The 1,688-nt window shown below is 25.4% G+C and carries 2 protein-coding genes; both read left to right on the forward strand.

The genetic code is table 11. The annotated features are described in order from the left end of the window. Window positions 1–72: 72 nt before the first annotated feature. Window positions 73–744, forward strand: a complete 672-nt coding sequence (locus QX51_RS02150) for a response regulator transcription factor (protein WP_039678272.1) — start codon at window positions 73–75, stop codon at window positions 742–744. Next, the coding region (locus QX51_RS02155) for a histidine kinase dimerization/phospho-acceptor domain-containing protein (protein ID WP_039678273.1) at window positions 734–1,688 on the forward strand (955 nt) is incomplete at its 3' end. The genes QX51_RS02150 and QX51_RS02155, both read left to right, overlap by 11 nt.

The following is a 1,688-nucleotide window of genomic DNA, read 5'->3' on the forward strand; positions in this document are numbered from 1 at the left end:
CGCCAATGTAGTGACTAAAATGAGCGAAGCAAATTTTTATATAGAAAATATAAGTATTAATAGGAGAAAAAAATGAAGATACTAGTAGTAGAAGATAATAAAAAATTATTACAAACTATAGAAAAAGAACTTTTAAAACATTTTGAAATTGAATGTTGTGAAGATGGAGAAGAAGGTCTTTACCTTATAAAACAAGGAATATATGATTTAGTAGTGTTAGATTTAATGTTGCCTAGCTTAGGTGGAATAGATATTTTAAAAAATATAAGAAATAATCATATAGATACACCTGTACTTATATTAACAGCAAAAGAGAGTTTAGATGAAAAAGTAGAAGCATTTTCTATTGGGGCTAATGATTATCTAACAAAGCCATTTTATATGGAGGAGTTAGTAGCAAGAATATACGCTATGCTTAGAACAACAGGGAAATTACAAACAAAAAATACATTGGACTTTTATGATTTACACTTGGATCTAAGTAAAAGAAGAGTATTTTATAAAGATGAAGAAATAGAATTACAAAATAAACAATTTAACCTATTGGAGTACTTTTTACTAAATAAAGGAACCATACTATTGAAAGAACAGATATATGATAGAATATGGGGAATGGAATCAGATGCAACTATAGAAATTGTAGAAGTTTATATTAGTAACTTAAGAAAAATATTAAGTAAATTTGGATATGATAAATGTATAAAAACTAAGCGTAAGGTTGGGTATATGTTTGATGATCAATAAAAAGGTATTTAGTGATACTAAAGATAAACTTATTAAAATAAATATTTTAGTTGTATCTAGCTTTTTAATTATTTTTTCTCTTTTTACTTTTTTTTATTTTCAAAGCATAACCTATAAGAGTATTGATGACAAGTTAAAAGAAGAGTATGAATATATAAGTATGCAAGTGAACAGGACTTCTTATTTAAATCCAATTGTTCTAAATGATCCTAGAGATTTAGTATATATTTATAAAAATGATAGGCTTATATACTATACAAAAAGCGATTATTTTGAAGAGTTTGCACCTCAGGATGAAAGTGATAAAACAAATGCTTGTTTTACTTATAAAAAAGGAAATTACACCTTTAGAGAATTATCAATAACGATTAATGGTTTTAAAATAAGGATAATAAGAAATATTGACTCTGAACGTTCTTCTTTAAAGCAGTTACTCTTTGTTATAGGTATAGGAATAGTATTTTCTATTATTATTACATATTTTGTTGCCCTATATTTAACAAGAAAGGCATTGTTACCAATAGAAAATGCATGGTATACACAAGCTAAATTTATACAAGATGCTTCTCATGAGCTAAGAACTCCAATTACCATAGTATCTTCTAAATTACAAAGCCTTTTGACAGTTCCAAACAATACCATAAGTGATGAGGTTGAAACCATAGCAGATGCTATGAATGAGACCAGAAGACTAAGGAAAATGATTAAAGACTTATTATCACTTTCAAAAGAAGATACAATAATAAAATTAAAAGTTGAAGAAATAAATATGGTGGATCTCGTTGAAGAAATATATAGAGATTATATTGATATAGCAACTATTCAAAATAAAGTTCTTAAATATGAAAATAATCTTAAAAATCCATTGGTTAAAAGTGATAAAAATAAACTAAAACAATTATTATTAATTTTTATGACTTACAATATATTTAAGATAGATACTT

Origin of the sequence: Terrisporobacter othiniensis (genome assembly GCF_000808015.1) — a bacterium.
Classification (GTDB): Bacteria; Bacillota; Clostridia; order Peptostreptococcales; family Peptostreptococcaceae; genus Terrisporobacter; species Terrisporobacter muris.

Coding starts and splice junctions, on each gene's coding strand:
- QX51_RS02150 (WP_039678272.1), top strand. CDS start 73: ATGAAGATACTAGTAGTAGAAGATAATAAAAAATTATTACAAACTATA.